This window comes from Winogradskya consettensis (assembly GCF_018332715.1).
Taxonomy (GTDB): Bacteria; Actinomycetota; Actinomycetes; order Mycobacteriales; family Micromonosporaceae; genus Actinoplanes; species Actinoplanes consettensis.
In genome coordinates, this window is sequence record NZ_BOQP01000007.1 from 28,428 (window position 1) to 54,925 (window position 26,498).

Annotated in this window: 20 protein-coding genes; 2 read left to right on the top strand and 18 right to left on the bottom strand. The window is 71.1% G+C overall.

The features are described from left to right. Window positions 1-48 precede the first annotated feature (48 nt). Complete coding sequence (locus Aco04nite_RS07770; protein ID WP_212996502.1) at window positions 49-4,944, bottom strand: diguanylate cyclase; 4,896 nt, start codon at window positions 4,942-4,944, stop codon at window positions 49-51. Window positions 4,945-5,012: 68 nt separating this feature from the next. Further along, window positions 5,013-5,903 carry a hypothetical protein gene (locus Aco04nite_RS07775; protein WP_212996503.1) on the bottom strand — a complete coding sequence of 297 codons (891 nt, stop codon included), beginning with the start codon at window positions 5,901-5,903 and terminating at the stop codon, window positions 5,013-5,015. Window positions 5,904-6,079: 176 nt separating this feature from the next. Between Aco04nite_RS07775 and Aco04nite_RS07780 the strand changes: the two genes are divergently transcribed. Further along, window positions 6,080-7,411 (top strand): serine hydrolase domain-containing protein, encoded by a 1,332-nt coding sequence (locus Aco04nite_RS07780; RefSeq protein ID WP_244875816.1) that lies wholly within the window; start codon window positions 6,080-6,082, stop codon window positions 7,409-7,411. 3 nt (window positions 7,412-7,414) lie between these two features. Here the strand turns inward: Aco04nite_RS07780 and Aco04nite_RS07785 are convergent, their stop codons facing one another. Beyond that, a complete protein-coding gene (locus tag Aco04nite_RS07785; RefSeq protein ID WP_212996504.1) occupies window positions 7,415-8,902 on the bottom strand; it encodes an MFS transporter in 1,488 nt (495 codons plus the stop codon). A 101-nt stretch (window positions 8,903-9,003) separates the two neighbouring features. Between Aco04nite_RS07785 and Aco04nite_RS07790 the strand changes: the two genes are divergently transcribed. Continuing rightward, window positions 9,004-9,660, top strand: coding sequence for a TetR/AcrR family transcriptional regulator (locus tag Aco04nite_RS07790; protein WP_212996505.1), 657 nt, complete (start codon window positions 9,004-9,006; stop codon window positions 9,658-9,660). Between the two features lie 8 nt (window positions 9,661-9,668). On the opposite strand, the gene Aco04nite_RS07795 is transcribed toward Aco04nite_RS07790, so the two are convergent. The 15 genes from Aco04nite_RS07795 to Aco04nite_RS07865 form a co-directional block, all read right to left on the bottom strand. Beyond that, complete coding sequence (locus Aco04nite_RS07795) at window positions 9,669-10,253, bottom strand: DUF998 domain-containing protein (RefSeq protein WP_212996506.1); 585 nt, start codon at window positions 10,251-10,253, stop codon at window positions 9,669-9,671. Window positions 10,254-10,309: 56 nt separating this feature from the next. Then, entirely contained in the window at window positions 10,310-11,119 is an 810-nt protein-coding gene (locus Aco04nite_RS07800; RefSeq protein ID WP_212996507.1) for an SDR family NAD(P)-dependent oxidoreductase, read from the bottom strand. 118 nt (window positions 11,120-11,237) lie between these two features. Further along, entirely contained in the window at window positions 11,238-12,002 is a 765-nt protein-coding gene (locus Aco04nite_RS07805) for a barstar family protein (RefSeq protein ID WP_212996508.1), read from the bottom strand. Between the two features lie 28 nt (window positions 12,003-12,030). Then, entirely contained in the window at window positions 12,031-13,305 is a 1,275-nt protein-coding gene (locus Aco04nite_RS07810; protein WP_212996509.1) for a glycosyltransferase, read from the bottom strand. 7 nt (window positions 13,306-13,312) lie between these two features. Continuing rightward, window positions 13,313-15,547, bottom strand: coding sequence for a glycoside hydrolase domain-containing protein (locus Aco04nite_RS07815; RefSeq protein ID WP_308161627.1), 2,235 nt, complete (start codon window positions 15,545-15,547; stop codon window positions 13,313-13,315). Between the two features lie 137 nt (window positions 15,548-15,684). Further along, the gene (locus Aco04nite_RS07820; RefSeq protein ID WP_212996510.1) at window positions 15,685-16,431 is read right to left on the bottom strand and encodes an SDR family NAD(P)-dependent oxidoreductase; all 747 of its coding nucleotides are present in this window, start codon (window positions 16,429-16,431) and stop codon (window positions 15,685-15,687) included. Between the two features lie 12 nt (window positions 16,432-16,443). After that, the gene (locus Aco04nite_RS07825; protein WP_212996511.1) at window positions 16,444-17,997 is read right to left on the bottom strand and encodes an aldehyde ferredoxin oxidoreductase N-terminal domain-containing protein; all 1,554 of its coding nucleotides are present in this window, start codon (window positions 17,995-17,997) and stop codon (window positions 16,444-16,446) included. Continuing rightward, entirely contained in the window at window positions 17,988-19,268 is a 1,281-nt protein-coding gene (locus Aco04nite_RS07830) for an enolase C-terminal domain-like protein (RefSeq protein WP_212996512.1), read from the bottom strand. Before Aco04nite_RS07830 ends, Aco04nite_RS07825 begins: the two co-directional genes overlap by 10 nt. Continuing rightward, window positions 19,265-20,101: a fumarylacetoacetate hydrolase family protein gene (locus tag Aco04nite_RS07835; protein WP_212996513.1), complete on the bottom strand. Its 837-nt coding sequence runs from the start codon at window positions 20,099-20,101 to the stop codon at window positions 19,265-19,267. The genes Aco04nite_RS07830 and Aco04nite_RS07835 overlap by 4 nt, the downstream gene beginning before the upstream one ends. Continuing rightward, the gene (locus Aco04nite_RS07840; RefSeq protein WP_212996514.1) at window positions 20,098-20,922 is read right to left on the bottom strand and encodes an amidohydrolase family protein; all 825 of its coding nucleotides are present in this window, start codon (window positions 20,920-20,922) and stop codon (window positions 20,098-20,100) included. The genes Aco04nite_RS07835 and Aco04nite_RS07840 overlap by 4 nt, the downstream gene beginning before the upstream one ends. Then, window positions 20,919-21,866, bottom strand: a complete 948-nt coding sequence (locus Aco04nite_RS07845; protein WP_212996515.1) for an aldo/keto reductase — start codon at window positions 21,864-21,866, stop codon at window positions 20,919-20,921. The genes Aco04nite_RS07840 and Aco04nite_RS07845 overlap by 4 nt, the downstream gene beginning before the upstream one ends. Further along, window positions 21,863-23,374, bottom strand: a complete 1,512-nt coding sequence (locus tag Aco04nite_RS07850; protein ID WP_212996516.1) for a sugar ABC transporter ATP-binding protein — start codon at window positions 23,372-23,374, stop codon at window positions 21,863-21,865. Before Aco04nite_RS07850 ends, Aco04nite_RS07845 begins: the two co-directional genes overlap by 4 nt. Next, window positions 23,374-24,360 (bottom strand): ABC transporter permease, encoded by a 987-nt coding sequence (locus Aco04nite_RS07855; protein ID WP_212996517.1) that lies wholly within the window; start codon window positions 24,358-24,360, stop codon window positions 23,374-23,376. Before Aco04nite_RS07855 ends, Aco04nite_RS07850 begins: the two co-directional genes overlap by 1 nt. Continuing rightward, window positions 24,357-25,415 (bottom strand): ABC transporter permease, encoded by a 1,059-nt coding sequence (locus tag Aco04nite_RS07860; RefSeq protein ID WP_212996518.1) that lies wholly within the window; start codon window positions 25,413-25,415, stop codon window positions 24,357-24,359. Before Aco04nite_RS07860 ends, Aco04nite_RS07855 begins: the two co-directional genes overlap by 4 nt. Next, window positions 25,412-26,497, bottom strand: coding sequence for a mandelate racemase/muconate lactonizing enzyme family protein (locus Aco04nite_RS07865; protein ID WP_212996519.1), 1,086 nt, complete (start codon window positions 26,495-26,497; stop codon window positions 25,412-25,414). The genes Aco04nite_RS07860 and Aco04nite_RS07865 overlap by 4 nt, the downstream gene beginning before the upstream one ends. Window position 26,498: the final 1 nt, after the last annotated feature.

The window sequence follows — 26,498 nt, forward strand, 5'->3', positions numbered from 1 at the left end:
GCCAGCATGACAGCCTCAAGGTCATCGATCAATGACGTCGATGGGAATCTATAACGGACAGTCCTGAGCGGCGTAGCTGCGGACCCGGTTGCGGCCTGCGCCTTTGGCCTCGTAGAGGGCCGTGTCGGCGCGGGAGAGAAGCAGGCCCGGAGAAATCTCACCGTCGTGGGCGGCGACGCCGACGCTGACGGTGACGACGCCGCCGAGGCCGCGTTCGTGCGGGATCCGCTGGGCCTCGACGGCCGCGCGGACCCGTTCGGCGACGCGCAGGGCCTCGGCGGGCGGGGTGTCGGCGAGCAGGAGCGCGAATTCCTCGCCGCCGTAGCGGAACACGAGGTCGGAGCCGCGTACGTTCTCGGCGAGGGTGGCGGCGACCCGGGCCAGGCAGTCGTCGCCGGCGGGATGACCGTACGCGTCGTTGAAGAGTTTGAAGTGGTCGACGTCGAGCAGGACGAGGGTGAACCGCGTTTCCCGGTCGAGCGCCCGGTCGAAGCCCCGGCGGTTGGCGATGCCGGTCAGCGCGTCGGTGGTGGTGAGCTGTTCCAGGCTGCGGTTGGCCGCCTCGAGTTCCGTGGTGCGTGCGGCGACCTTGGCCTCCAGTGACGCGTAGAGGCGGGCGTTCTCGATCGAGATGACCAGCTGCCCGGTGATCATCTTGACGGCGTCGAGGCGGTCCGCGGTGAACGCGGCGCTGCTGTGCGAGCGGGTCAGGATGAGGATCGCGTTCACCGCGCCGTGGTGCAGCGCCGGCACGGCCAGCAGCGAGCAGCGGTCGAGACCGGCGAAGCACGGGTCGCGCAGGAACCGGTCGTCGCGGGTGACGTCGTCGACCAGGACCGGCTCGGCGGTGCGCTCGACGTAATGGAACACGCCGATCGGCAGCAGCCCCCGGTTCGCGGCCTCGACCACGCCGAGCGGGCGGCCGCCGGTGTGCTCCGACGGGGGCACGTACCAGTCGCCGGTGTCCTGGTCATGGATCGTCACGACGACATCGGTGGCGCCGGTGAGACCGGCCAGCTGGTCGACGATGCTGTGGTGCAGCCGCTCCAGGTTGGTCTCGGAGCTGATCGCCTGGGACGCGCGCAGCAGGGCGAGGGTGTCGATCGTGTCGGCGCGCAGGGCGCTCGTGACCGTGGTGCCACTGTGGCTGGTCGCGGCGGTCCCGCGCAGGGCCGGGAACTCGGCGTCGAGCTGGGCGGTCCTGCCGGTCGCGCCCCACGCCGCCCAGGCCTGCCGGGCCTGCAAGAGGGTCCGCTGGGCCGCGTCGGGCAGGGCCTGGGTGAGCTGGAACCGGCCGAGACGCTCCGCGGCCAGGGCCTGGTGCCAGGGTCGCTGCTGCAGGGCGGCCAGCTTCCGGCATTGATCGTACGCCGTGAGCGCGGCCCGGAAATCGCCTCGCGCCCAGGCGTACTCGGCATCGACGAGCGCGGCGAGATGAGCGAAGTTGGCCGGCGCTGTCGCCGCACAGGTGCGCAGATGGTCTCGGCACCGCTCGATCTCGGCGTCGCCGTCCGGCTCCCCCGTGTCGCGGCGTCGCTCGGTCAGTGACAGAGCGCGCAGCAGGCGGATCAGGGACGTCGCATAACCGGACACCGCGGCGCGCAGCCGGTAGGCCTCGGCTGCATGAACGTGCAGCGCCTCGGTGTCCGCGGAGAGCGCGGCGGCCAGCGCACGGTAGGTGTGATCGATCCCGGCGGCGAACGGACTGGCCTCACGGACCGGCAGCACCTCCTCGCCCGGCGGCGTCTCGTCGCGGGTGCCCAGGAGGGTGCGGAGGAGGTGACGGTGGGCGGCGACGACGGGCTGGATCTGGGTGTGCCCGTTGCGGGTGGTGAAGGCCTCGGTGGTGGCGATCTCCTCGGCGTACGTGTCCAGGGTGCGGCCGCATTCGAGCTGCGCGCTGAGCAGGGTGAGGGCGGCGTGCCCGGCCATCTGCGGGTCGTCGCCGCGCATCAGTGCCGTGCGGGCCAGCGCGGCCTGTTCGATGCTGCGTTCCAGCGGGCCGGTCCAGGGCATGACGTGCAGCGACTGGCGGTGCCGCAGCATCGCGGTGAGCGGCTCGAACCCGCGCGCCGAGCAGAACGCGAGCATGTGGTCGCCGACGGCCTGGCTCAGGGCGAGGTCGCCGAGCGCGGGTGTCACCACCGGGCTGATCACGCCGAGCAGCGCGGCGAGCTCCGCGCACGGTCCCTCGTGGACCCACATCCGCCGGCCCTGCAGCACGAACCACGCGACGAGGGTTTGTTCCTGCAGGAAGTACGCCGTCGGGCTGAGCCGGTTGAACAGTCGCGCCGTCGCGAGGACCACGGGCCGGTCCGCCTCGGGACGGGCCAGGTCCTGGCTGAGGTTCAGCTCACCCGCCCACCGTGCGAGCTCGGCGACCCGCGCGGCTGGCACGGGCTCCGCGGGGGCCGGCGTGGTCTGACCCAATCGGCGCAGGAGGGCGAGGCCGAGGTCGAGGGCGGCGCGGTGGCGGTTGCGCTGGGTGAGGCTGCCGATCTGGATGCACGCGGGGCCGGCGAGGTCCATCGGGGCGGTGATCGCGTCCTCGATCGCCGCGTAGTCGGCGTCGGCCGCGCCGAGCAGGCCGAGCGAGTAGCGGACGGCGTGGCGCCGGACCCGTATCTCCAGCAGGTCGTCGCCGTCGAGGAGGTCGGCGGCGGCGGTGAGGAAGCGGTTGGCGGTGGCGTGGTTGCCGGCGGTGAGGGCGTGTTCGGCGGCGGCGCGGTAGTACGAGCGGACGCGGCGTTGCTCGTCCTCGGGCAGGTCTGCGCCCGCGGCCAGGTACTGCTCGGCGGCCGGGACGGTGCAGGTGGCGTCCTGGGCGAGGCGGCGGGCGAGGGCGAGGCGGTGCCCGGCCCTGCCAGGGATGTCGCCGGTGTCGAAGGCGGCCTGGTGCACGCGGTCGTGCCGGAAACGCAGGAGCTGGCCGTGGTCGCCGAGGTCGGTGTGCTGCCAGAGGAGCAGCCCGTCGTCGAGGGCGGGGCCGAGCTGCTGGACGAGATCGGCCATGGACAGGTCCGCGGCTACGGCGAGCAGGCCGGCGGGGACGGCGCTGCCGAGGTAGGCCATCGTGTGCAGCAGCGACCGCGTCGCCGGGGGCAGCTGGCCCAGCCGGTCCTGCAGCAGGTCGAGGACGTCGCCGCGCGCCACGTGGTCACGGATGGCGGTGTCGTCCCAGGTCCAGCCGTCGTCACCGAGGTGGAGCAGGTCGTCGCGGCGCAGTGCGTTGAGCAGTTCGAGGGTGTCGAAGGGGTTGCCCGCGGTGTGCCGGCACAGGCAGGTGCCCAGGCGTTCGGCGGCGGCGGCCGGGAGCCGGAGCAGATCCGCGAGCATCGCCGTGGTCCGGTCGGCGGGCAGGTTCTCGAGCGCGATCGTGGCCGGCGGCACCCCGAGGCTCCGCCAGCGGGCGACCAGAGCGGTGAGGGGGTGGCCGGCGTCGGCCCAGTCCGCCCTGAACGCTCCGATGATCATGAGTCCGGGCAGGTCGGGCTCGGTGACCAGGGCGTCGAGCAGGGTCAGGGAGACCGGGTCGGCCCAGTGCAGGTCGTCGATGACGAGGACGACGGGGCGCTGGGCGGAGGCGATCGCCCGGGTCAGTTCCACCAGGGCGCGGGGCAGCCTGGAGCCCGTACCCACCTCGGTGGTGGTGTCGGTGTCCCCCAGCAGGGGCGCGAACGGGGGAAGAGCGGCGGCGATCAGGCCGGCGTGGGGACCGAGCGCGTCGCGCAGGCGATGCTGGATGCCGAGGAGCACGTCGGGGGGTTCTGCGAGCAGCAGCGGGGCCAGACCGCCGAGGGCCTGCTGGACGGGCCCGGTGGTGGTGGCCTCCTGGTACTGCGAGGCCTTGCCGGAGACGAACCAGCCGCCGCGAGCGGTGAGCGGGCGGCGCAGCTCGTTGATCAGCGCGGTCTTGCCGACGCCGGGCACGCCGGTGATCAGCAGTCCGCGCCGGCTGCCGAGCATGGCCCGGGTGAAGGCGGCGTGCAGCGCGGTGATCTCACGGTCACGCCCGACGAGCCGGGCCGGGGCGCTCAACGGGAACGGGAAGTCCCAGCGGCCGAGCTCGAAGGTCTCCCGGGGCTGGTCGGCGACGCGGTTCAGGTCGCGCAGCAGGCCCTGGGCGCTCTGATAGCGCTCGTCGGGTTCCTTACTGAGCAGCCGCGTCACGATCTGCGACAGGGCGGGCGGGCAGCCGGGCAGCAGCGTGGTGAGCGGCTCGGGGGTGCGCAGCAGGATGTCGTGGATCAGGCGCAGGTCGTCGCCGGGCGAGAACGGCGGGGCACCGGTGACCATCTCGTGCAGGGTGGCGCCGAGGGCGTACAGGTCGGTGCGGTGGTCGATGGGCCGGCCGGTGCGGCCGGTCTGCTCGGGTGACAGGTACGCGAGGGTGCCGACGATGTCGCCGTGGTGCGTGAAACCGGGGTCGTCGTCGGCGAGGCTGGTCGCGGCGCCGAAGTCGATCAGGATCGGGCGCCGGTCGGGACCGGTGAGCAGGACGTTGGCGGGGTTGATGTCGAGGTGCACGACGCCGCGGGTGTGCATCACCGCGATCGTCGCGGCGAGGTCGCGGGCGATGGCCAGCACCGAGCCGGGGCTGAGCCTGCCTTCGCGGAGGACGGCTTCCACCCGCTCGCCGCGGATGTCGTGCAGGACGACGGTGTCGGCGATGGCGAGGCCGGCGAGTCCCCCGATCCCTGGGATGCCGCGGAGCCGGTCGAGGATCATGTTCTCGTGGCGGGCGCGGGCCAGGGCCCCGGTGCCGAGCGGCTCCTTGAGCAGCACCGTCCCGGCGTCGCCGGGTAGCCAGACCCGACGCAGCCGGGAGCGGCTGCTCACCCGGAGCAGCTCAGCCCGGCCGCCGGCCGCCGGCCCCGGCAGCTCGCCGCCGGGCAGCTCGTCACGGCCGCCGGCCGGTGGGCCGGGCGCCGTTGCCACGGTCATGCGTTCCTCCGCCCCGTCGCCTACCAGCCACGATGCCGCAGCGTGGCCCGGCGCGGGACGAGAAGGAGTTATCGGGTGGTTTTACCCGGGAAGCGCTTGCCGGCCTGCTTGCGCCCGCCGACCCGGGCGGTGGACTCCGGGGCGCGGGTGGTTGCCGGGGCCTGGGCGGGGGCCGGGTCCAGGGTCGGGGCCGCCGCCGGGTCGTAGCGGCGGGCGTCCTCGGCCACGGTCTCGTCGGGGTCGCCGGTCAGCGCCTGGCGGATGTGGGCCGGGGTGCGGTCGGAGGTGGCCAGCGAGCGCCGCACCTCGACCGAGCGGTCGGTCAGCAGGGTCTGCAGGTCGGCCTCGTCGAGCTCCAGCGCGCGGACCAGCGCGGCACGGACGTCGGGCGAGAAGTCGCCGGCCAGGATGTGCCGCTGCTCGGCGGTGGTCCGCGGGTTGACGGCGACGCCCTTGCGGACCCGCACCGTCTTGTCCTGCAGCAGCGTCGCGATGACGGTGGGATCCTGGGTGTGGGCGCCGAGCCGCTCCCGGACCTCGGGTGAGACGTCCTTGACCAGGATGGCCGCGATGTCGGACTCCAGCTCGGGCCGCTCGGCGAGCAGGCCGCGCAGCTCCTTGTCGTCCGCCTTGACCATGGTGTTGCGCAGGCGGTTGTCGCAGGCCGGGTTGGTCGCGACGGCCCAGCGCACCCATCGGTCGTTGTCGCCGAGCAGCCGCAGCAGGTTGTGCTGAGAGGCGGAGGGGTTCCTCGCGACCTTTTCCCGGACATTACGGTCACGGTCGCGGGCCAGCGGGCGCAGCGCCTCGGCCGGGGCGTCAGGGCGGGCCGCAACGGCCGCCCGCACCAGGGCGGACGGGTCGGAGGCCAGCTCGTAGAGCACCGCGGGGGCGGTCTTGCGGTCCTGTGCGAGGGAGACCCGCGTATCGATGTCGCCGTTCACGCGTTCGTTTCCCATCCGGCCATTCTCTCACGATGCGGATCGCCGCCCGCCGGGCCGCTTGCGGTCCACATGGAACCGGCCACGCGCAGCAGCTTCGCGGGGGCGGGCAGGCTGCCGGGGCCCGCTGACCTCGTTGGGCGCCGCCTGATTCGGGGATCTCCTGGAACACCGCGTTGTGGCACGATGCCGCAGTGTCGATTTCCCGCCGTGCGGCGCTCACCTCCGGACTGAGCGTGGCCGCAGCCACCCTCGCCGGCTGCGGTTCGTCCGAGAAAGCGCCGATGTGGGCCGAGGCACCGGCCCCCTCGGGTGCGCCTTCCACGGAGGCGGCTGACGTCGCGGCCGCAGTGCAGCCGGGAGCGACCACGGCTGCTCCCACGGGGCATGTGGCGATTGCGCCGGCCTATGCGGGGCGTGTGCGGACGGCGATGACGAAATATCTCAAACCGACTGCCGACAATCCCAAGCATCCTGGGTACGCGGGAGCCGTCGCTCTTGTCGTTGTCGACGGTAGAACGACGCTGCACACGGCTGTCGGAAGTGCTCTGCGCTACAAAGCGGGACCCGTGGAACTGGCGGCCGCCAAGCGCGTCGCCATGCGTACCGACTCCATTTTTGACCTGGCCTCGATCACCAAGGTCTACACCGCGCTTCTTGTTCTGCAGCTCGTCGACAAGGGCAAGGTCGATCTGCAGGCGCCGATCCAGCGCTACCTTCCGGAATCCACGGGTACGGGCAAAGCGGCGATCACCGTCGCGCAGTTGCTGGCGCACACGTCGGCGCTGCCCGTGGGCGCCAAGGTCACCGGAATGTCGAGCGACACCGCTCGGTGGCATTCCGTCATGACCACGGCGCTGGTGAAGGGTGGCGTGCCGGGTGACACGTTCCGGTATTCCAGTGTCGGGCTGATGGTGCTGGGGCGCCTCGTCGAGAAGCTCACCGGGAAGAGCCTGGACAAGGCGCTCAAGGACAATCTCGTCACGCCGCTCGGGCTCAAGGACACCGGGTTCCTGCCGCTGAAATGGGTGAGCGACAAACAGCGGCTGGTGGCCACGGATGCGCGTACCTCACGGGGTCTGCTGCGGGGGACCGTGCATGATGATGTCGCGAACATTGTCGGTGGGGTCGCCGGGCATGCGGGGGTTTTCGCCACCGCGAAGGATGTCGCGGTCATCGGGCAGCTCATGCTCAACGGTGGCACCTACAACGGCAAGCGGGTGCTGTCCGCCGAGGTGCTCAAGAAGGCGCTGACGAACGTCAACAAAGGCAAGAGGGCCATCGACGCGGAACGGCCGAACCGTACCGCCGACCATGGGCTCGGCGTCGAGATGAATCAGACCTGGTTCATGGGGAAGCTCGCGAGTGCCACGAGCTTCGGTCATACCGGCTTCACGGGGACGAGCCTGCTCGTCGTACCCGCGAAGAAGATGGTCGTCGTCCTTCTCACCAACCGGGCGCATCCGAATTGGAGCTGGTCCAACCCGGATACGCACCGTGTGGCCGTGCACAACGCCATCGCGTGAGGCTCAGCGGACTCCTGACACCTCGGCGAACTCGCCGGCGTAGGCCTGGGCCTGCTCCTCGGCGGCCTTCGGGTCGGGGCGGCGGTCGCGGTTGCCGGTGATGATGCCGATGGTGCCGATCACCGCGATGGCCGCGAAGGCCGCGGCGCCGAGGATCATGATGATCCGGTAGGTGGCCTCCTTGGGGAAGCCGGTGAGCGGGTTGATGTTGCTCTCGAGCAGGGCGACGATCAGCGCGCTGCTGATGGCGCTGCCGACCGAGCGGGCGATCGAGTTGACGCTGTTGGCGACGCCGGTGTCGGCCGGGTCGACGGCGGCGACCAGCAGGGCGGGCAGGGTGGCGAAGCCGAAGGACACGGCGAGCTGGGCGAACGTGCCGAAGACGATGAATTCCCAGGGCTCGTCGTGCCAGCCGACCATGCCGAGGAAGCCGACCAGGCCGAGGCCCGCGCCGACGAGCAGGGCCTGGTTGCCGCCGGCGCGCTGGACGAAGCGGCCGATGAGCGGGGCGAGGACGACGCCGAGCACGCCGCCGGGCAGCATGTAGATCGCGCTGGCGGAGAGGACCGAGGCGCCGAAGCCGTACCCTGCGAGTTTGTCGGGGGTCTCGGCGAAGTTGGTGATCGTCAGGAACGCGCAGAACATGCCGAAGCCGACGAACAGGCCGCCGAGGTTGGGCAGCATCACGGCACGGCGGGCCAGCAGCGACGGCTTGGCGAGGGGCTGCTTGATGCGGCGCTCGGCGAGGATCCAGCCGACGAGGACCACGGCCGACGCGATGAAGCAGCCGATGGTCTGCGGCGAGCCCCAGCCCCAGTCGGCGCCCTGCGAGATCGGGAGCAGCAGCAGGACGAGGCCGACACCGAGGATGCCCGCGCCGAGCCAGTCGACGGAGGTGGAGGCCTGCTTGTCGCGGACGTGGTGGGGCAGGGCGAACCAGCACAGGATCAGCGCGAGCACGGTGATGACCAGGCCGAGCCAGAACGGGCGGTGGTAGTCGCCGCCGCCACGGGTGAGCAGGCCGGTGCCGAGCAGGCCGACCACGCCGCCACCGCCGAGGGTGGCGCTGACGACCGCCATGCTCATGGTCAGACGGGCCGGGGGCAGCTGCTCGCGGAGCACGCTCATCGCGAGCGGGAACAGCCCGTAGGACGAGCCCTGCAGGACCCGGGCCACGATCAGCAGTGGCAGCGACGTCGTGGTCAGGGCGATCACGGTGCCGATGAGTACGGTGACCAGGATCGCGATCATCACGGGGCGCTTGCCGTAGACGTCGCCGAGCCGGCCGAGCAGCGGGGTGAGCACCGCGGCGGCGAGCAGGTTGGCGGTCAGGGCCCAGCCCACGGCCGACAGGCTGGTGTCGAGCTGCTGGGCGATCATCGACAGCACCGGGACCACGAGGGTCTGCAGGATCGACACGTTGGCGACCGCCACGGCCAGGGCGAGCGTGAGCAGCCCCGTCCGTTTCGTGGCGGGCATGGAACTGGTCATGCGGACTCCTGCGACATCGGTGAAGGCGTTAATCAACAGCGTGTCGATTATTACGATCACCACGTTGAACGCGCGGTGATCAACCCGACTAACCTGGGGTGATGTCCGACACGAGCACCGGTCGCCGCCGCGGTCTCCGCAAGGGAGACGCCCGCGAAGCGGACATCCTGCGCACCTTCGAGACCCTGATCGCCGAGCGGACCCTCGCCTCGATCAGCATCGACGAGCTGGCGCACGGGGCGGGCCTGTCCCGGCCGACGTTCTACTTCTACTTCAAGAGCAAGGACGCCGTCCTCGCCGCACTGCTGCACGAGATCGAGACACAGGTCAGCGCCGCGCAGGCCGACTGGTACAGGGGCAGCGGCATCGGCGACACCGAGGCCTCGCTGCGGCAGAACATGGGCTACATCGTCGACCTCTGGAAGGCCCGCGGCCCACTGCTGCGCCTGATCCACTTCGCCACGGACGTCCCGGCGGAGGTCCTCGAATACCGCAAGCGCTACCAGGAACGCCTGACCCGCCTCAACACCGAGCGGATCGAACGCGAACGCGCCGCCGGGCTCGCCCCCGCCGGACCGCCGTCATCGGCCGCGCTCGCCACCGCGATGATCCAGCTGCGTACCGTGCTGCTCTGCGACGCCTTCGCCTCCCAGGACGACACCGCCCCGGTCGCCGACCCCGACCAGCTCATCGAGGACCTGGTCGCGGCCCAGCTCCGCCTGCTCTACGGCCAGCTGCCCGCGCGGCTTCCGGCTTGAGGCCGGGGTCAGCTCTGTCGCACGGGCACCTCCCGGCGCGCGCCCTGGGGTGAGCCGAGTGCGGCCACCACCGCCAGCTCCGCGACCGACAAGAGACGCTCGAGCAGGCCGAGGACGTCGCGCCACGGCGGGCCGAGGATGAACGACGCTGACAGCGGGACGAGCATCACCAGGCAGGCGACGGCCACGTACCGCAGGGTGTGCCGCCGGGGCACCACGGCAAGGACGCCGAGCGGGAGGCTGACCAGGGCGACCAGGGCCGCGACGAGGTGGATCTGGCCGATGACGGTCGGCAGGCCGCCGGGAACGTCGCGGCGGCAGACAGCCAGGACGACCAGGCCCGCGCACCAGGCAGCGAAGAAGACGCCGGCGCGCGCGGAACGACGCCACGGGATCAGCAGGGCCGAGCCGGCGGCGACGAGCAGGACGGCGAGGCCGAAGAGCCAGCCGTGCGGTTGGCGCGAGTAGTCACTGATCATGTCGCGCACCGGGCTGACCGTGCGCATGGTCGCGTGCAGGACGAGGACCAGCACGAATGCCGTACCGATCAGGGTCAGTCCGATCGTGCGGGCCTGCGGCCGGTGAGATCCCATCCGACCAGCTTCGCTCGCCCGGCCGCCGACGACACCCAAAAGTGGCGCCCCGGCGGTCAGGGGAGGTCGTGCGCGGTGGCTAAGCCGATCTTGCGGTTGAGTGCGGCAACACCCTTGACCACTGTCGTACGCGGAACGAAGCGCGACGCCCACGTCTGCGCGCGGTTGCTGAAGCGACCCGGGTACGACGCGGGCCGGCGGCGCGAGTAGTCGTCGAGGGTCCGAGCTGCCACCGATGCCGTGGTGTCGGTGCGGCCCGCGACCATCTCGGCGGTGGTGCCGTCGAAGAAGCCGGTGTCGGTGGCGCCCGGGTGCGCGGCCATCACGTGCACCCCGGTGCCGCGCAGCTCCTCGGCGAGGGCTTCGGTGAACGACAGGACGAACGCCTTGGTCGCGGCGTAGCTCGCCTGGTACGGCATCGGCTGGAACGCCGCGGTCGAGGCGACGTTGATGATGCCGCCGTCCCCGCGGTCCGCCATCCGCCGGCTCGTCTCGTAGGTGAGGGTGAGCAGCCCGGTGATGTTCAGGTCGATCGACCGGTGGTGCCGGTCGAGCGCGGTGCCGAGGAACGGGCCGACCGCACCGATGCCCGCGTTGTTGATCAGCAGGTCGACCCGGAGATCGCGCTCGTCCAGCTCGCCCAGGAGCCGGTGCGGGCCGTCCGGTGCCGCGAGATCGGCGGCGATCGGTGTGGCGGTGACGCCGTGCCGGGCCCGGATCTCGGCGGCGACCGCGTCCAGCGCGTCCCCGGATCGGGCCACGAGGATGACGCCGGCGCCACGGCGGGCCAGCTCGTGCGCGTACGCCAGGCCGATGCCCTTCGAAGCCCCGGTGACCAGTGCGGTCCGTGCGCGGTAGTCGTCCACCGTTCCCCCAATACTTCGAGTCTCGAAGCACGTTAACACAAACTTCGAGCCTCGAATTATCTCGGGACCTGGTCGCGGGCGGCGAACCGCCTCAATGACCCCCGGCGGACCCCGGCCGTCAGGCGGGGATGACCGTCACGCCGTGGCGGTTCAGGGACGCGATGATGAGGTCGAGACGGGTCGTCTCCGGGTCGGCGGGGTCGACCGCGACGGGCAGGCTCCGCGCCGCGACGGCGTAGTCGGTCCAGAGCAGGTCGACTGGCTTCGGGCCGGGCAGGGCGGCGAGGAACTCCTCCCACGCCGTCCAGCACTCACCGGCGTACCCTCCGGGGCCTGCGAAGGCTTCGCCCGCCGCGCAGAAGAAGCTGGCCACGTCGCGGACCGCGTGACCGTCGAGGATGTACGGGGTCGCGCCGGCCACTACCGGAGGCCGCAATCCCTCGTCGGCGCGCAGGGATATTACTTCCACCCAGCCCTCCCGCTGGCCGACCGGGTCGGACTCCCACTGGCCTTTGCGCGTGATCGGACCCGCAGCCCAGCGGTGCCACCAGCGCTCGGCGCTTACCTGCGGGAGGACCCCCGAGGTCGCCGTGACGGCCCAGGATCCCCCGGACGCCGGGATCGCGGACGCGTTCCAGAACGGGTAGCGGCCCATGACCGCTGACCGGCTGTCGAGGATGAGGACCTCGATGTCGCCGGTCACCTGGGCCGGTGTTGCGGGCCCGGAGAGTCCGGCGAGGTGGAAGGTCATCACCGCGTGGGGCTCGTCGAGCAGCAGGCCCATGTCGTCCATGCTGTAGCGGCCGGTGAAGAAGTGCTCGACGCGCTCGGCGACGACGAGGTTGTCGTGGGAGGTGCCGAGGCGGAGGGCGTACCTGGTCATCTGAACGCCCTCCGCTGGGTTGGAACCGTCAGGCGGGGTCGGGGGTGAGGGGGATGCGGGAGAAGAGGTCGTCGAAGACGCGGCCGCGGTCGAAGGCCAGGGCGTAGTCGCGGGCTCGGATCTCTCGTTCCTTGCGTTCCTCGGCGGGCATTTCGAGGACTGCGGCGTCGACCGCGGCGGCCAGGGCTACGACGTCGCCCGGTTCGACGATGATGGCGGTGTCGCCTACTGCTTCGCCGGTGCCGCCGGTGAGGGTGGTGATGATGGGACCACCGCCGGCGAGCATTTTCTCAGTGAGGGCGATGCCGAAGGTCTCGACGAACTCGGGTTCGGGCTTGGTCGGGAGGACGTAGGCCGCGCAGCCACGCATGAGCAGGGCCTTTTCGGTGTCGTCGACGTCGCTGAGGAAGATGACCTGCTCGTCCTCGAGGGCCATGGCCTGGACGTGTTCGAGGGCGGGGCCGGTGCCGGCGACGACGAGTTTGACGTCGGAGCGGCAGCGCATCTGGCCGTACGCGGTGACCAGGTCGTAGATGCCTTTTGCCCGTGCGACGCGGGACAGGAACAGGACGTAGCCGTCCCGTTCGAGGCCGCGGGCGGCGAGGGCGGCGTCGACGGCGCTCTCGTCGAGGTCGAGGTAGGCGCTGGTGTCGATCGGGGGGTAGCTGACCGTGACGCGGCGGCGGCACTGCTCGGCGAAGTGGGTGCCGCACTTCTCGTCGACCTCTTCGGCCGAGGCGATGATCTCGTCGCGGGTGTATTCCGAGACGGCCGTGAGCTCGTCGTTCGCGAGGAACGTGGTGAACAGGGCGATCGCGGCGCCGAAGCTGCCGTCGCGCAGGCAGGACTTGATGACGTTGGTGACGTCGGAGCCGACTGCCTTGGCGATCGTGTGCACGTCGGGGTCGAAGCCGGCGGCGCGGGCCGAGATGACGGCGTCCACCATGATGGCGGTGTGCGGCACCAGGTACATCGACAGGCAGACCGTGGGCACCGGCTCGGCGAGCAGCTCGACCAGGCGGCCGGTGAGGCCGGCCTGGTAGCGCCCGTCGGGGACCCGGTAGTCGCCGACCGGCTCGGGGCGTTCGACCGTGATGCCCGGGCTGTAGGGCAGTAACCGGTCGAGCGGCTTCAACGGCAGACCGGCCGCTTCGAGGGCGGCGATCGGCCAGGTGAGGATCCGGACGTCGTCGAAGCCGCGGGTGAGCGCGACCTCGGCCAGGTTGCGGGCCTCACCGGAGTGACCGCAGATGACCGGGTCGGCGCGTACGGCGATGATCAGGCGACGAGGGGGGTGTTTCATGAGGTTCCTAGGGTGCGTGCAGATCCGACACTGAGGGGGGTCGCACGCCTTGCGCCCAAGCCGACGGTTCCGGACCCAGTTTCAGGTGCAACCGTCCGCCCTTGTGCACGTCGGCGGCGCTCAAGTGTGCACCATGCAAGGCTTTCCCGTTAAGGGTCGCCGACTGAACATATTGTGTCGGCGGGGTGCGGTCGATGCCGTCGGCACCGATCGGAGTCTCCCGGTGACCGCTAGTCTCCACCACGAACTCTTGGTCACCGATCGTGAGCGCACCGCGTTCGAAAGCGGGGGCGTTGATCAGGAACAGGTTCTGGCCCGCGACCGGGAACAGCCCGAGTGACGCCCACACGTACCAGGAGGAGAGGCCGCCGGAGTCGTCGTTGCCGGGCAGGCCACCGCGGCCCGTGCCGAACTGCCACGTGAGGGCGGCGTTGACCACCTCGGCCGTACGGTCGGGGCGCCCGGCGTAGTGATAGGACCAGGGTGCTTCCATGTCGGGCTCGTTGTTGAGGCCCTCGAACCTGTTCAGGGCGAAGCCGTGGCGCATCTCGGCCGGCAGCGGGCGCACCCCGGGCTGTGTGACGGGGGCTGCGCCGTAGCCGAAGAACTGGTCGAGCATGTCGATGAACGTCTTGTCGCCGCCGGCGAGGGCGATCCGGGCGGCCATGTCGTGCACGAGGCGGAACGAGTAGTTCCATTTGCCGCCCTCGTAGAACGACGAGTCGAGCAGCAGCCCGGTGGCCGGGTCGAACGCGTTGATCCAGCCGCGGCTCAGGTCGGCGAGGTCGTCGGCGAGGCGGTGGTCGTTGAGGGCACGGGCCACCTGCGCGGTGCAGTGATGGGCGTACGCGAGGTCGAGCGTGTGCGTGATCGGGTGTACGACGCCGTGCTCGAAGAAGTCCTCGCCGTACATCCGGCGCAGGTCGTCGACCATGTGGACGAGCGCCCAGCTCCAGTCGATGCTCTGCGGGCGGAGAGCGTACGCATCGGCCAATGCAGTGTGCGCGAGTGCGCTCGCCTGCCGGAAGAACCGGTCCGCACCGCGCGCCATCCGGTAGCCGATCGGGAAGTTGCCCTCCTCCTCGCAGACCCGGATGAGCGATTCGAGGATCGCGGTGTGGCGTTCCGGGGCGATGGCGGCGATCAGCGGGAGCTGGGTCTTGTAGATGTCCCACATCGTGCAGATGTCGAACGCGTAGGGCCCGGAGGTGGGCCAGAACGGGCTCTCGTCATCGGCGACGCACGGTTTGATCAGGGAGTGGTAGAGCGCGGTCGACATGACCGTGCGGCGTGCCGTGGTGCCGCCCTCGACCTGGACCTTGCCGACGGTGTCCCGCCAGCGGTCGCGGGTGTCGGCGTGCACGGTGTCGAACGCGGGACGCGTCTGGCCGCATTCGCGCTCGAGGTTCTTGCGGGCCTGCTCGTGGCCGCGCAGGGAGAAGCCGAGGCGCACCTCGATGGTCTGGCCGGCGGCGGCGGGGCCCATGAAGATGAGGCCGAACGGGCGCAGCGTGGTGTGCCGGATGCTGTCGAAGTCGAGGCGGGTGCCGCCGTCGACGAGGCGGCGGTCGTACCAGAGCATCTGGCGCCAGCCGGGGCTGTCGACCTCGATGTAGACGGAGAGCGGGACGCCCTCCATGACGACGGTGCCCTGCGCGCAGCCGTACCCCATGCTCTCGACCTGGGCCCGCAGCGGGACCGTGCGGCCGAGATCGATGGACAGCCCGCCGATGGACAGGTCGATGACCACGCGGGCGCTGCGCTGCTCGGGGAACGTGTAGCGGTGCACGGCGACCTTCTCGCCGACGGTGATCTCGCTGCGCACGCCCGTGTCGAGCGTCGCCGCGTAGTAGCCGGGGGTGGCGACCTCGTCGTGCAGCGGCCAGGACTGGCCGAGCTCGTCGAGCGGCTGCACCATCGGCGTCACGCGGACATAGTTGTAATACTTGCGGATCGCGCCGGTGCCGGACTGCTGAAAATGCGTGAAGCCCGAGGCCTGGAGCCGGTCGAACATCTCCTCGGGCAGGCCCTCGGTGCCCTTCTTGTAACGCCCGTAGCCGGTCGGGTAGGCACCGGAGTAGGCGCAGGCCGAGACCATGCCCAGTGGTGAGGTGGCGCCCGGGTGGGTGTTGCCGACCTGAGGTTTCGGCCACCACCAGCTCGCGGCGAGGCCGTGCGACCGCGGCAGGTCGGTCGCCGCGGTGCCGATGAAGGGATCTATGTGGTCGAAGATCTCAACAATCTACCCAGATCCGGCCCCGCAACTGGTTACAACAAGGTTAACCAGCTGCGGGCCGGATCACGTTCAGCGGCCGTCCAGGAGGGTATAAAGGCCGGTCCGGGGACTGCTTGCCCTCGTCATGAATCCGTAACCTGCCCTCACCGGGGCAGCCGCAGGCCGGACATGCCACCGTCCACCGCGAGGGACATGCCGGTGGTCGCGGAGGACTCCGGTGCCGCCAGGTACGCCACCGCGGTCGCCACCTCCTCAGCGGTGACCAGGCGGCCGGTCGGCTGACGCGCCGCCAGCCGGGCTTTCTCGCCGGAGGGATCGTCGGTGCGCGCGAGCAGGCGGGCCACCCAGGGCGTGTCGACCGTACCCGGCGCGACGCAGTTGACCCGGATGCCCTCGCCGACCAGGTCCGCGGCCATGGCCAGGGTCAGCGCGTGCACGGCACCCTTCGACGCGCAGTACAGGGCGCGCTGCACGAGCCCGGCGGTCGCGGCGATCGAGGAGGTGTTGACGATCGCCGCGTGGTTGCTGCGCCGCAGGTACGGCAGGACGGCGGCGGTGGTCCGGGCGACACCGACGACGTTGATGTCGAGCACCCGCTGCCACTCGTCGTCGTCGTTGGCCTCCACCGTACCGACGGCGCTGATCCCGGCGTTGTTGATCAGGATGTCGATGCCGCCGAACTCGGCCGCGACCCGGGCCGCCGCCCGTTCGAGCGAGCCGCGGTCGGCAACGTCGGCGACAACCGGCAGCAGTCCGTCCGCGGGCTTGCCGGGATCGAGGTCGAGGACGCCGACGCGCGCGCCCCGGGCCCGGAACTCGGCGGTGACGGCCGCGCCGATGCCGGAGCCGCCGCCGGTGACGACCGCGACCAGTGTGTCCATCGAAGCCATGGTGGTTCCTCTCTAGGAGAACAGGTGGTCGTGCAGGTCCTGGGCGGCGGCGGTGAACGCGTCCCGGTCGAGGACCGCCCCGGCGTACCGTCCGCCGGCCCGGACCGGCTCGGTGAAGAACAGATCGGGCAGGGTCCCGATTCTTTCGACGCCCAGCCCCGCGTTGATCTCGTACTGCAGGCGGAGCCGGGTGGCGCCGAGGGCCAGGACATCGGGGCGGCGACCGGTCACCGCTTCGACGAGGTCGGTGACGCGGCGCAGGGAGAGCGGCCGGGTCGGGGTCGCCGCGAAGACACATACGCCGAGCGCGTCGAGCCCGCTCCACAACCGCATCAGCTGGGCGGTGCGGTGCACGTCCAGCTCACCGCGCGGCCGGGGAACCCGCACGCCGAGCTGCGCCAACTCGGAATACGCCGAGGGAATGCCCTCGGCGGGGTCGAAGTCGAGGTCGTGCTCCACGATGTCGTAGCGCGGGCCGATCGGCGCGACCACGTAGGCCAGTCCCAGGTTCGGCTGCACACGCGGGTCGAACGGCGGGATCGCGACGCCGCGGACTTTAAGCGTCCCGGCGGCATCGACCGGGTCGGTGCCCTGCTGCTCGTGGACGCTCAACTGCGGCCAAGGGTTCGGGTCGCCACGGTTGGGGCCGAGTATGGCGAGGGCTTCCTGGTGCAGGCCGGCACCGGCGTACACCTTGATGCAGTCGGTCGGGCAGCCCGGGCAGGCCGCGACGGTCGCGCCACGGGCGATCTCCTCGGGTACGGTGCCGACTCCCCCGCCGCGGCTGGTATCGGTGAACTGGGCCACGGGTGCGTATCCGGGTTCGCCGCTCCACACGCCGAAGCCGGGCATGCCTTGTTGCCAGGTCGAGAGGCCGTCGGTGCGGGATGCTTCGGCGTACTCGGCGGCGATGGTCGCCACGGTGGCCGGGTCCGCGACCGGGGGGACCGCGTCGCCCACGCACACCACGGCCTTGACGTTCTTACGACCGAGGACGGCTCCGAGACCCAGTCGCGGCAGTGGATGGTGCCGGCAGGTGATGATCGAGGCGTACGGGACCCCGCGCTCCCCCGCCGGTCCTATCACCGCCACCGCGGCATCAGCCCCGTAGCGTTCCAGCAGCCTGTCGGTTGCCGGGCCGGTCGTCAGCCCCCAGATGTCGGCCGCCGGTTCGAGGCGCGCGGCGCCCTTCGTGACCACTATGCAGACCGGGTGCGGGGCGCGACCGTAGAGCACGATCCCGGTGACGCCGGCTTTCCGCAGCCCTGCCGCGTACGGTCCCTCGGCCCTGGTCTCGGCCACTCCCCCGGACAGCGGCGACAACCCGACGGCCGCGCAACGCGCCGTCCCGGGCGCCCCCGCACCGGCCACAGTTCCGGCAACGATCGCCAACGGCGCTTCTGCCGCTGCGTCCAGAGCCCGCTCATCCACAACCCGGTCTTGCACAGCCCGCTCGGCGGCGGCGAGCGTGTGCCGCGCGGCTGCGACCGGACCGTCGTAGTCGCCGTCGACATCCGGGACATCGGGAATCGGAGAGCCGTCGAGGCTGACCGTGATCAGGCCCACGCGGGCCCGTTCGGGAACGAGTAGCGCTCCAGCGACGCCGCCTTCATCCGGGCGGAGAAGCCGGGCGCGACCGGCGCCTGGTAAGCGCCGCGCCGAATGACGACCGGGTCCTCGAAGTGCTCATGAAGGTGGTCGACGTACTCGATAACTCTGTCCTGCAGGCTGGCCGAGACGGCGACGTAGTCGAACATGGACAGGTGCTGGACCAGCTCGCACAGCCCGACCCCACCGGCGTGCGGGCAGACGGGTTTGCCGAACTTCGCGGCCAGCAGCAGGATCGCGAGGTTCTCGTTGACGCCGGCGACCCGGCACGCGTCGATCTGCACGACGTCGATCGCCTCGGCCTGGAGCAGCTGCTTGAAGATGATCCGGTTCTGGGCGTGCTCCCCGGTGGCGACCTTGATGCCGGATGATCCGAGCCCGCGCCGGATCGCGGCATGGCCGAGCACGTCGTCGGGGCTGGTGGGCTCCTCGATCCACCACGGATGGTACGGAGCGAGCGCGCGCATCCAGTCCAGCGCGGGCCCGACGTCCCAGCGTTGGTTGGCGTCGACGGCGATGCGGATGTCGTCGCCGACCGCGCGGCGGGCCAGGGCGAGACGGCGTACGTCGTCGTCCAGGTTGTCGCCGACCTTGAGTTTGATCTGGGTGTAGCCGTCGGCGACCGCCTCACGGGCCAGGCGCACCAGCTTGTCGTCGGAGTAGCCGAGCCAGCCGGGTGATGTCGTGTACGCGGGATAGCCGTGCTCGCTCAGGTGGGCGATCCGCTGCTCGCGGCCGGGCCGGGCCTTCTCCAGCAGGTCGAGTGCTTCGGCCGGGGTGAGGGCGTCGGTGAGGTAGCGCCAGTCGACGAGGTCGACGATCTGGTCCGGGGTCAGGTCGCTGAGCAGGCGCCACAGCGGTTTCCCGGCGGCGGTGGCGGCGAGGTCCCAGGCGGCGTTGATGAGGGCGGCGGCGGCGAGGTGGACGACGCCTTTCTCGGGGCCGAGCCAGCGGATCTGGGAGTCGTGGGTGAGCCTGCGGGCGAATTCGCCGAGGTCCGCCGCGTCGCGTCCGAGGACCATGGGGGCGAGGGCGTCGATCGCGGCGCGGCAGACCTCGTTGCCGCGGCCGATGGTGAACGTGAATCCGTGCCCTTCGAGCCCCTCCTCGGTGCGCAGTACGACGTACGCGGCGGAGTAGTCGGGGTCGGGGTTCATGGCGTCGGAGCCGTCGAGCTCGCGGGAGGTCGGGAAGCGGACGTCGTACGTGTCGACCGCAGTGATCTTCATAGGGCGGCATCCCGCAGGACGCTGCGCTGGCGGCCCAGCCCGTCGATCTCGATCTCCATCACGTCGCCGGCCGACAGGTACGGGAAGCGGCCGGACAGCGCCACGCCCTGCGGGGTCCCGGTGTTGATCAGGTCTCCCGGTTCGAGGACGGTGTACTGCGAGAGGTGCCAGATCAGGTAGGGGACGTCGAAGATCATGTCGGCGGTGCCGGAGTTCTGCCGGGGTTCGCCGTTGACCCAGCTGCGCAGCCCGAGCTTGCCGGGGTCGCCGGTCTCGTCGGGGGTGACCAGCCACGGTCCGAGCGGGTTGAACGTCTCGCACGACTTGCCCTTGGACCATTGGCCGCCGGAGTCGTCGAGCTGGAAGGTCCGCTCGGAGACGTCGTTGGACAGCACGAATCCGGCGATGTGCGCGGCGGCGGCCTCGGGAGAGTCGAGATAGCGGGCGGTCTTACCGATCACCACCCCGAGTTCGACCTCCCAGTCGGTGCGCGTGGAGCCGCGCGGAATCAGCACGTCGTCGTCCGGGCCGACCACCGTGCCGGGGGCTTTGTAGAACATGATCGGGGTCGTCGGCGGGGTGGCACCGGATTCGGCGGCGTGGGCCGCGTAGTTCTGCCCGATGCACAGCACGACGCCGGGCCGCGCGATCGGGGCGCCGAGCCGCTGCCCGGTGATGTCCACCTCGGTCAGGCCGGTCACGGTGGATACGCCGCCGGCGGCGAGGAACGCGCCGGTGATGTCGGGGGTGACCGGGGTCAGGTCGTAGAACCGCCCGCCGAGGCCGGCGACGGGCTTCTCCTGGCCGGCGGGACCGACTCGCAGGTATTTCACGTGAGCTCCAGATGGTAGGTGCGGATCGCGTTGCCGGAAAAGATGGCCGGTGAGTTGCCGAGGAGGTCGACCATGACGTCCTTGACCTGGGCATACGTCGCGGCTACCCCGAGCACGGGCCAGTCCGAGCCGAACATCAGCCGGCCGGCTCCGAACAGCTCGACGGCGGTGGCGACGTAGGGCTCGAGATCGGCGGGCGTCCAGGTCGCCCAGTCCGCCTCGGCGACCAGCCCGGAGACCTTGGCGATCACGTTGGGCTGCGCGGCGACCGGCGCGATCAGCTCCCGCCAGGCCGCCAGCCCGCCGGCGGCGATCGGGGGTTTGCCGAGGTGGTCGAGGACGAACGTCGAGCCGGGCAGCGCGGCGGCGGCCCTGGCCAGCGACGGCAGTTGCGGGGCGCGGACCACGACCTCGTTGACCAGGCCGGCAGCGGCGATCGTGGCCAGCCCGGCGCGTACATCCAGGCGGTCCAGATGGTTGTCGGCCTCGGCCTGGACCTGATCACGCACGCCGGCCAGCAGCTCGCCGCCATACCCTGCCCTGTGCGCGGCCAGAACGGAGCCCAGCGCGGGGTCGGTCAGCGACGCCCAGCCGACCACACCCGCGATCTCCGGGGTGTCCCGGGCGATCCGCAGAAACGACGTGGTCTCCGCGGCATCGCCACGACCGGCCTCGACCAGGATGGTCCGCTCGACGCCGGTCCCGCGGAGAGCCGAGCGCAGATCATCGACGGTGTAGTCGCGGCGGATGCTGGTCAGCGAAGGATCCTGAAGCCACGCGTAGTCGGCCGTCCACAGGTGCTGGTGTGCGTCGATGATCATGCGATCAGTCCCTCGCCGCGCAGGTCCTTCCAGAGCACCGCGGGGATCGGCAGGCCCGCCATCGCGACGGCGTCAGTGACCTCGTCCGGGGTGCGGGCGCCGACGAGTACGCAGGTCACGGCCGGGTGGGTGAACGGGAACTGGATCGCCGCCGCCCGCAGTGGCACGCCGTGGCGGGTGCATACCCGCCGGATCGCCAGCGCCCGGTCGACCAGCGAGGCCGGAGCGGGAACGTAGTCGAACGTCGCGCCGGGCCGCGGATCGGCGAGCAGCCCGGAGTTGAACACCCCGGCGGCGATCACGCCGACGTTGCGGGAAGCGCAGAGCGGCAGCAGTTCCTCGGCACCGGACTGGTCGAGCAGCGTGAACCGGCCGGCGAGCAGCACGCAGTCCAGCTCGCCGGTGCGTACGAAATCTGCCAGCATCGGAGCCTGATTCATCCCCGCCGAGATCGCCCCCGTGTTCAGGCTCTTCAAGGCCGGCAATGCCTCGGTGACCGCCTGCTCGAAATGGTCGTCGGGATCGTGGAGATGCAGCAGGTCGGCGCGGTCCAACCCCAGACGTTCCAGGCTTTCCCGGTACGACGTCCGCACCCCCGCCGCCGAGAAGTCGAACTGCGGGGTGACCCCTGTCGCCTCGGCCCAGATGTCCTGCTCGTCCCCGCCGCCGGGCCGCAGCACCCGCCCGACCTTCGTGGACAGCGTGAACTCGTCGCGGGGTTTGGCCGCGAGCACCGGTCCGCAGCGGCGTTCGGCGAGCCCGTTGCCGTAGAGCGGGGCCACGTCGAAGTAGCGGATGCCGAGATCCCAGGCGCGTTCGACGGTGTCACGGGCCTGCTGGTCGGCGACCGGGGTGTAGAGCCCGCCGAGCGGGGCGAGCCCGAGCCCGAGCCGGGTGACGCGGACGTCGGTCGTCCCGAGCGGGACGCGTTCGAGAGGGTTCATGCGGCGCTCACGGTTTCGGCGGTGTGGATGAGGCGGATGATCTGCTGACTCATCCGGGGGTAGTCGTGGTCGTTGGCGAGCTCGCCGACGATGCGCAGGTCGTTCATGACGGCGATGCGGTCGGCGAGCCCGACGGTCTCGGGCAGGTCCGAGGAGATCAGCAGCAGTGCGAGCCCGTCCGCGGCGAGCCCGGCGATCAGCTCGTGGAACGCCGCCTTGGTCCGCACGTCGATGCCCACGGTCGGCTCGTCGACGATGAGGATGTCGCACTCCGCGGCGAGCCACTTGGCGAGGCTGACCTTCTGCTGGTTGCCGCCGGAGAGCTGCCCGGCCGGTTGCCGTGGTGACGAGATCCGGATGCCGAGCCGGTCGGCGTACGTTCCGGCGAGCTCGCGTTCGCCGCGATCGCGGACCAGGCCCGCCCGGGCGAGCCGCCGCCAGACGGTGACGGCGATGTTGCGCGACACCGGCTGATCCAGGAACAGGCCCTCGCCCTTGCGATCCTCGGTCACGTAACCGATGCGGTAGCGGTGCAGGGCTTCGCCGACCGTACGGATCCGAGCTGGCCGGCCGTGGATCAGCACGGTGCCGGAGGTGATGCGTTCGAGCCCGAGGACGGCTTTGGCGAGCTCACTGCGACCGGCGCCGACCAGGCCGTACAGGCCGAGGATCTCGCCGGGGCGCACGACCAGGGAGATGCCGCGGTGGCCGAGGGCCGTGCTGACGTCGCTCAGCTGCAGGGCCGGGGTCACTTCACCGTCGACCGTACGCGTGGGAAGCGCGATCGACGCGAAAGCGCGACCGACCATGAGGTCGACGACCTGCGCCTGGGTGTACCCGGTGAGTGGAGCGTCCTGGGCCACGCTGCGCCCGTCACGCAGCACGGTCACGGTGTCGGCGACCGCGAAGACCTCCTCGAGTTTGTGGCTGACCAGTGCGACGGCGTGCCCGGCGTCGCGCAGGCGCCGCACGACGGAGTAGAGCCGGTCGGCCTCGTCGCCGGTCAGCGACGCGGTCGGCTCGTCGAGCAGCAGAACCTTGGTGTCCAGGCTGAGCGCCTTGGCGATCTCGACGAGCTGGGCCTGGGCCACCGACAGCCGGGAGACCGGGGTGTCCGGGTCGAGCTCGACCTGCAGCAACTCCAGGCAGCGCACCGCCTCGGCGCGCATCCGCCGTTTGTCGAGACGCCCGCCGCGCGACGGCAGGTGATGCAGCACGATGTTCTCCGCGACCGAGAACGCGGGGATCAGGTTGCGTTCCTGGTGCACGACGCCGATGCCGGCGCGCTGGGCGTCGAGCGGGCCGGCGAAGTGCCGCTCGTCGCCGTCGAACGTGATCCGGCCGCCGTCGGGGCGGTAGACGCCGGTGAGCAGTTTGACCAGGGTGCTCTTGCCGGCGCCGTTCTCCCCGAGCAGGGCGTGCACGCTGCCGGGGCGCAGGGTGAGCGACACGCCGTCCAGGGCCCGGACGCCGGGGAACGTCTTGACGAGATTCTCCGCGAGAAGCATCAGTCCGACCTCTCCTGCAGCTTGGTACGCACGGTTCCGAGCAGCACCGCCCCCAGGACGACGGCGCCGATGATGAGGTCGACCCAGCGGGGGTTGATGCCGAACTGGGCCTGCATCACGTCGACGAGCCGGACCAGGAACGCGGCCAGCAGGGTGCCGGTGACGCTCACCATGCCGCCGGTCAGGGCCACCCCGCCGATGATCGGTGCGGCGAAGCTGGGCAGCAGCAGGTCGTCGCCGATGGTGGCGTTGACCGAACCGGACGCGGCGACGGTCAGCACCGCGGCGACACCGGCGAGCAGCCCGGACAGGCCGTGCGCGACGATCAGCGAACGGTCGTTGGAGATGCCGGAGAGCCGTGCCGCGAACGGGCTGCCACCGCTGGCGAGCAGGTGCCGGCCGGGGACCGTGCGCGAGAAGAACAGCGCGACGAGGGCGGCGACCGCCAGCGCGACAAGGAACACGGCGGGGAGCCCGAGGATCGACGCCCGGCCGAACTCCCGCAGCCCCGGCGAGTAGCCCTGGAAGGTGTCGGGGCCGTTCACGCCGTACCGCAAGCCTTGAATGATCGTCATCGTCGCGAGCGTGACGATGAAGCCGTTGATCCTGGTCAGCACGACGAGGACGCCGTTGGTGACGCCGGCGAACAGGCCGAGCAGGAGCGCGGCGAGCACGGCCAGGGGCGCGGGGAGCCCGGCCTCGAGCATGAGCCAGGCGGCGGCCATCGCGCAGAAGCCGGTGAGGGCACCGACGGAGAGGTTCATCTGCCCGACGGCGAGCACGACCATCTGGGACAGACCGATGACGATGGGTACGGCCAGGAAGCGGAAGAACGCCCCGAGAGTGCCGGCGGACAGCAGGTTCCCTCCGGTGGCGACGGCGAGGGCGGCGAACCCGGCCACGGCGATGACGGCGAGGGTGAATTCGGGGGCCTGCCAGAGATGCCTGCCGGGCAGGGTGCTGCGTTGCGTGGCGGTGAGGGTCATGCTCGGTTCCCCCGTCGTTCGGCGAGGACGTGGCGGGCCCGGTCCAGCGACAGGGCGGCCAGCAGGACGAGCCCGATGTAGAGCTGGAGCTGGTCGAGCTGGAACTGCAGCAGGTTGAGGCCCTTGTAGATGACCTGGGTCAGGGCGGCGCCGAGCGCGGTGCCCAGGACACTGACGGCGCCGCCGGCCAGCAGGGTGCCGCCGAGGACGGGGGCGAGGAAGGACGGGAGCAGGAACGAGTCGCCGAGGCTCGCGGAGAACGCGCCGTTGTTGGCGGCGAGCAGGAACCCGCCGAGCGCGGCGAGCAGCCCGCTCACGGCGTGCGCCTGCACGATGCGGTCCTTCGTGGGGATGCCGGACAGCTCGGCGGCGCGCTGGTTGGCGCCGGTCATGAGGATCTCGCGGCCGAGTCGGGAGAAGCGGAAGAGCAGACCCACCAGCAGGGCGGCGAGGATCGCGAACGGTACGACCAGGGGCACGCGTGGTCCGCAGACGTCGCCGATGCAGTAGTCGGCGAACGTGTCGGAGCGCAGCTCGCTCATGCCGGCGGGCATCGTCGGGAAGGCGACGCCTCCGGTGACCCCGGAGTACAGGATCGTGATGAGCCCGGCGAGGGCGAAGTCCATGGCGAGGGTGACGACGAACGAGTTGACGCCGGTGCGGGAGATGATGAGACCGGCGAGCGCGCCGAGCAGGGCTCCGACGGCGAGCCCGGCGATGAGACTGAGAACCAGCCCGGCACCGAGTTTGTCGTGCACGAGGCCCATGGTGAACGCGCTGGTGGCGGCCATCCGCCCGACGGCCATGTTCATGTGCCCGAGCGACAGGACGCTGAGCTGGGCGAGGCCGACGACGAGGTAGACGCTGATGTCGGACTGCAGCGGGGTCAGCGTGAGCCGGGTGTTGAGGAACGCCGGGCGCAGCACGCTGAACAGCACGACGAGCGCGACCAGCAGCACGACCAGGCCCACCCGGGGGTTGGCCCAGAGCGGGACGCGGTGCGGTGTGCGCGGTGGCGCGTCCGGCGGCGCCGGGGTTTCGAGCTGGGCGGTCACTGGACCCTCCGGTCGTCGATCGCGTCGCGGTCCCAGCTGATGCCGAGCCCCGGGGCTGTGGGGGCCAGGGCGTGACCGTCGGCGACCTCGATCTCGTCGTGGGTGATCGCCCGCAGCTGCGGGATGTGCTCGAGGTAGCGGCTGTTGGGGATCGCGCAGCAGAGGCTGACGTGCAGCTCCATGAGGAAGTGCGGGCAGACGGTCACGTTCGCGGTCTCGGCGAGGTGGGCGACCTTGAGCCAGGGGGTGATGCCGCCGATCCGGGCGACGTCGACCTGGACGACCCCGGCGGCGCCGCGGCGCAGGTATTCGGCGAACTGGCCGGCGGAATACATCGACTCCCCCACCGCGACCGGGATCGAGGTGGCGGCGGCGACCGCCGCGTGCCCGGCGACGTCCTCCGCCGGCAGGGGTTCCTCGAACCAGTACGGGTCGTACGGCTCCAGCAGCCGGGCGCGGCGGATCGCGTCGGAGGCGGTGAGGGACTGGTTGGCGTCGAGCATGATGTCGAAGTCGGGCCCGGTCGCGGCGCGCACGGCAGCCAGGCGTTCGGCGTCCTGCGCGGGTGAGCGCCCCACCTTCATCTTGATGCCGGGCCAGCCCGCGATCTGGCTGCTCCTGGCACCAGCGACGAGCTCCTCGGTGCTCAGGTGCAGCCAGCCACCCTCGGTGTCGTACAACGGGATGCGGTCCTTGGCACCCCCGGCGACCATCCACAGTGGCTGGCCCGCGGCCCGGCAGCGCCAGTCCCACAGCGCGGTGTCGATCGCCGCGAGCGCCAGGGAGGTGATGGCGCCGACGGTGGTGGCCTTGGTGGCCAGGAACAGCTCGCGCCACACCGCCTCGATGCGGCGCGGGTCGCGGCCGGGCAACAGTGGCACCAGGTTGTCGCGCAGCAGGGCGAGCACGGCGGTGCCCCCGGTGCCGATCGTGTAGCTGTAACCGGTGCCTTCGCCGCCGTCGTCGGTGCGGATGTCGACGAAGATGGTCTCCTGCTTCACGAATTGCTGCAGGGCGTCGGTGCGCAGGGTCTCGACAGGCAGGTCGATCAGGTACGCCTCGGCGTGGGTGATGACGGGCACG